This window comes from Mycobacterium sp. (assembly GCF_036488105.1).
Lineage (GTDB): Bacteria > Actinomycetota > Actinomycetes > Mycobacteriales > Mycobacteriaceae > Mycobacterium.
In genome coordinates, this window is sequence record NZ_DASXHW010000060.1 from 1 (window position 1) to 4802 (window position 4802).

The following is a 4802-nucleotide window of genomic DNA, read 5'->3' on the forward strand; positions in this document are numbered from 1 at the left end:
TTCATCCAGATCGGGATCCGCCAAATCCTCGACGCGCGGTTTTTCCAGGGGCAGCAACACGATGAAGCGGGTATCGCCGGGCACGGACTCCACGCGCAAATCCCCGCGATGTTTCTTCACGACGATGTTCCACGCCAAATCCAGCCCGAGGCCGGTGCCCTCGCCGACCGGTTTGGTGGTGAAGAACGGCTCGAAGATGTGCTCGCGCGCCTCGTCGGGGATACCGGGCCCGGTATCGCAGATCTCGATGCGGGCCAGCTTGTCGCCTTCCCTGCCGGTGCGGACGGTCAGTGTGCCGCCCTTCTCGCGCATCGCCGCCAGTGCGTTGTCGATAATGTTGGTCCAGACCTGGTTGAGATCGCCTGGAAAGCAAGGGATTTCGGGTAGCGATTGGTCGAACTCCTTGACCACTGTGATCGCGCCGCTGTTCTTACTGCCGTCTTTGCCGAATCGGTCGGCGAACATCACCAGTGTGCTGCGCAGCAGTTCGTGCACGTTGGCCACGTCGAACAGAGCCCGGTCCATCCGGGAATATTGCTTGGCATCGGCGACCAGGGCCGAAATCCGTTTGCTCGCTTCCGAAATCTGGTTCATCAGAAGCTCGCTTTCGATGGTGTAGCTGATCCAGCGGACCGCCTCCTCCACCGATGCAGAAGCATCCAATTCCTCGGCGGTTGCGGCAATCCGCTCCAGCCAGTCGGTGTCGACGCCGCCTTCGACGAGTGTCGGTGCGATGTCCCACCCGCCGTCGATGTCGTGGTCCTCGAGCCACTCGCCCACGGCGTCCTCGCGGTCGGTGGATTCGATCGCGGTCAGGTGCTGCGCCGCCGATTTGGCGACCTGCTCGGCGACCGCCTCCTGCAACCGCACCAATGCGTTCAGCGTCTCAGCGCTGACAGTGCCGTCGGCGAGCATCACCAATTTCCCGCGCATGCGCGAGATCCGGCCGCGCAGCTCGTCGGCGGCCCGTGCGATGGCCGCGGCCGGATTGTTCAGCTGATGGGTCAGCCCGGCCGACAACCGGCCCAGCGCGAGCAGCTTCTCCCGGTTGTCGATGATCCGGCGGGTCCGGTCGGTGCCCACCGCGATCCCGTCAAGCAGATGGACCGCCATCGGGAATTGGTCCTTCATGAACGCGGCGAACACCGGGGCGTCCATGACGAAGAACCGCGACGGCTTGATCACGTGTACCGACGCGTCGTAGAGCTTTTGCTTCCCGCCGGTGAACGCCCGCCAGGCACCGCAATACACGCCGCGGTGTGATGTCCGGTTCGTCTCGATGGCCTGGCCGCCGGAGAGCTTCGACATCGCCAGCTCGCCCTCGATCAGAACGTAGAAACAGGTCGCCGGCTCGCCCTCAACGATGATCGGTCCCGGCTGGAATTCCTCGATATGCCCGTTGACACACAGGGTCTCGAGCTGCTCGTCGGAGAGCGCCTCGAACAAGAACAGGGTGCGCAATTCGTCTGCGTCGCAGGGGAGCTGGGCAGTCATGACTCCGCCAGGTAACGGTGAACCAACATCACGGCCATCGATCCTTCCCCCACCGCGGCCGCGACCCGTTTCGCGGACTGGGAGCGCACATCGCCGGCGACGAACACGCCCGGCACGCTGGTCTCCAGGTGGTGCGGTGGACGGTCCAGCGTCCAACCACACACGTTGCGCAGATCCGGGCCGGTGAGGATGAAGCCGTGATCGTCGCGGGCAAGCGTGTCCTTGAGCCAGTCGGTGCGCGGTGCCGCGCCGATGAAGATGAACATCCTGGCGCAGCCGACGTCATCGGTTTGCCCGGTCCGGTTGTCGATAAGAGTCAGTCGTTCGAGGTAATCGCTTCCAATCGCGCACTGCACTTCGGTGCAGGTACGGACCGTGATGTTGGGTCGCTGCTCGATCTGCTCGATCAGGTAGTGCGACATCGACGCTTCCAGCGACGGTGCTCGCACCACGATCGTGACAGATTTGGCCTCGCGGGACAGATACATCGCGGCCTGGCCGGCGGAGTTCGCCCCGCCGATCACGTAGATCTCTTCGCCCTCACATTCGGAGGCGATGGACACTGCGGCCCCGTAGTGCACGCCGCGACCTTTCAACGTTTCGCAGCCGTCCGCCGTCAGCTCGTTGTAGGCGACGCCGGTGGCGACGATGACCGCGTGCGCGTCGATGGAACCGCCGTCGGCGAACCGAATCGTGCGTTTCGGTCCGCTGATCTCCAGGGCAGTGGCCGTGCGGGCGGTGATCAGTTCCGCGCCGAACTTCTCCGCCTGCCTGCGCGCGCGATCAGCCAGTTGGCCGCCGGATACCCCGTCGGGAAAGCCGAGATAGTTTTCGATCCTCGAGCTCTGGCCGGCCTGGCCGCCCGTCGCAGTTGTCTCTATCAGCACCGTGCGCAGGCCCTCGGAAGCGCCGTAGACGGCGGCGGCCAAGCCCGCGGGCCCACCGCCAACCACGATCAGGTCGTAGAAGTCTTGTGACGGCGTCGTGGTCAGGCCCAATGTGTCGGCCAGTTCGGCGTTGCTTGGGTCGACGAGCGGGTCGCCGTGTTCGGTGACGACGACCGGGAGCCGCCTGCCGTCTTCGCCGGCCGCTTGCAGCAGTTGCTCGCCGACGGGCTCGTCGGAGGCGAACCAGTTGTAGTGCAGCCCGTTGCGGGCCAGGAAGTCACGCACCTCCCAGGATCGTGCCGACCAGCGGTGACCGATCACCTTGGTGTGCGGGATGGGGCGTTCCGGCGCTCGCTTCCAGGCCTCCAGCAGGTCGTCGACGACGGGGTACAGCTTCTCCTCGGGCGGATCCCACGGCTTGAGCAGGTAATGGTCCAGGTCGACGACGTTGATGGCGTCGATGGCGGCATGGGTGTCGGCGTACGCGGTCAGCAACACCCGCTTGGCGGCCGGATAGAGGTCCATCGCCGCCTCGAGGAAGGCGATACCGGTCATCTGGGGCATCCGGTAGTCGGCGACGAGCATCGCGACCGTCTCACCTCGCAACTTGAGCTGCTTGAGGGTGGCCAGCGCGTCCGGGCCCGATTCCGCCCGTACGATCCGATTGGCATCGCCGTATTTGCGTCGCAGATCCCTGGCAACGGCCCGGGACACCCCTGGATCGTCGTCGACGGTCAGCATCACCGGTTTGCGGGCCTGTGCGTCAGGATTTGCGGAACTTGTCATCGGCGTTAAGTATGCGCTTGTCAGAGCTGCCGTGTGGGGGCGAGGTTGGCGGGTTCGATTCCGCCCACAGCGATTTTGGCCAGCACGAATCAGCGGGTATCGTGGAGCAACGGTGCGTCATCGCGCTGGTTTCTCGCGTGCCCTGTCTTAGGAATTTCCTGTCACTGGCTCACGTTGCAAGGCCAGCGAATGCTGCGCTGATCCGGGCGTAGAAGCAACGAAACCAAAGATGAGGATTTCAGAGACGTTATGGCCAAGAAGGACGGCGCCATAGAGGTCGAGGGCCGCGTGGTCGAGCCCCTGCCCAATGCGATGTTCCGCATTGAGCTGGAAAACGGCCACAAGGTGCTCGCCCACATCAGTGGCAAGATGCGGCAGCACTACATCCGCATCCTGCCCGAGGACCGGGTGGTGGTGGAGTTGTCTCCCTACGACCTGTCCCGTGGCCGCATTGTGTACCGCTACAAGTAAAAGCCCGAACAAGTAACCGACGAGAGACAGAACAGGATCCACAAGCCGTGAAGGTGAACCCGAGCGTCAAGCCGATCTGCGACAAATGCAGGGTGATCCGTCGGCATGGGCGGGTCATGGTGATCTGCTCTGATCCGCGCCACAAGCAGCGCCAGGGCTAGCGGCGATCGCAAGCGCGGCATAGCCGGGCGCAGCGGGTCGACGCCATGTGACCAGCGCCCGCGCACTGCGCATACAACTGAATGCAGACCTCCCAGCACCACTGAGCCGGCTGGCATCTATAGAGATGGGCCAGCTCAGCCTCGTCCGGAACGGAGGCCGGACCCCGGAGCCCCGAGTTGTTTTCTGGGCCAGGGAATGGGCTGAGAACAGACCTCCGCATAGAGAAGGAATGCCACCCATGGCTCGACTAGTGGGCGTTGACCTCCCGCGCGATAAGCGCATGGAGGTCGCGTTGACCTATATCTACGGCGTTGGCCGTACCCGGTCCAACGAAATCCTGGCCGCCGTCGGGATCGACAAAGACCTGCGCACCAAGGACCTCACCGACGATCAGGTGACCCATCTGCGCGACTACATCGAAGGCAACCTCAAGGTCGAGGGTGATCTGCGTCGCGAGGTGCAGGCCGACATCCGTCGCAAGATCGAGATCGGCTGCTACCAGGGCCTTCGGCATCGCCGCGGCCTGCCGGTGCGCGGTCAGCGCACCAAGACCAATGCGCGCACCCGCAAGGGTCCCAAGCGCACCATCGCCGGCAAGAAGAAGGCCAGGTAAGTCATGCCCCCAGCAAAGAAGGCGGCCGCCTCTGCGCCCAAGAAGGGCCAGAAAACCCGGCGGCGGGAAAAGAAGAACGTCCCGCACGGTGCCGCGCACATCAAGAGCACGTTCAACAACACGATCGTGACGATCACCGACCTGCAGGGCAACGTCCTGGCGTGGGCGTCGTCCGGTCATGTCGGCTTCAAGGGCTCGCGTAAGTCGACGCCGTTCGCCGCGCAGCTGGCCGCCGAGAACGCTGCCCGCAAAGCGCAGGAGCACGGCGTCAAGAAGGTCGACGTGTTCGTGAAGGGCCCGGGTTCGGGCCGCGAGACCGCGATCCGGTCGTTGCAGGCCGCCGGCCTGGAGGTCGGCGCGATCTCTGACGTCACCCCCCAGCCGCACAA

The 4802-nt window shown here is 64.4% G+C and carries 6 protein-coding genes; 4 read left to right on the forward strand and 2 right to left on the reverse strand.

The window, feature by feature from the left end:
* Window positions 1-1494 (reverse strand): ATP-binding protein (locus VGH54_RS03145; protein WP_331510477.1); only part of this gene is annotated, 1494 nt, incomplete at its 3' end.
* On the reverse strand, window positions 1491-3167 hold the full coding sequence (locus VGH54_RS03150; protein WP_331510478.1) for an FAD-dependent oxidoreductase: 1677 nt from the start codon (window positions 3165-3167) through the stop codon (window positions 1491-1493). The genes VGH54_RS03150 and VGH54_RS03145, both read right to left, overlap by 4 nt.
* Before the next feature lie 249 nt (window positions 3168-3416).
* Between VGH54_RS03150 and infA the strand changes: the two genes are divergently transcribed.
* The 4 genes from infA to rpsK form a co-directional block, all read left to right on the forward strand.
* Window positions 3417-3638, forward strand: coding sequence for a translation initiation factor IF-1 (gene infA / locus VGH54_RS03155; protein ID WP_003418601.1), 222 nt, complete (start codon window positions 3417-3419; stop codon window positions 3636-3638).
* A gap of 47 nt (window positions 3639-3685) precedes the next feature.
* On the forward strand, window positions 3686-3799 hold the full coding sequence (gene rpmJ, locus VGH54_RS03160; protein ID WP_003879483.1) for a 50S ribosomal protein L36: 114 nt from the start codon (window positions 3686-3688) through the stop codon (window positions 3797-3799).
* A gap of 239 nt (window positions 3800-4038) precedes the next feature.
* A complete protein-coding gene (gene rpsM / locus VGH54_RS03165; RefSeq protein WP_331510479.1) occupies window positions 4039-4413 on the forward strand; it encodes a 30S ribosomal protein S13 in 375 nt (124 codons plus the stop codon).
* A 3-nt stretch (window positions 4414-4416) separates the two neighbouring features.
* On the forward strand, window positions 4417-4802 hold a 386-nt coding region (gene rpsK / locus VGH54_RS03170; protein ID WP_331510480.1), incomplete at its 3' end, for a 30S ribosomal protein S11.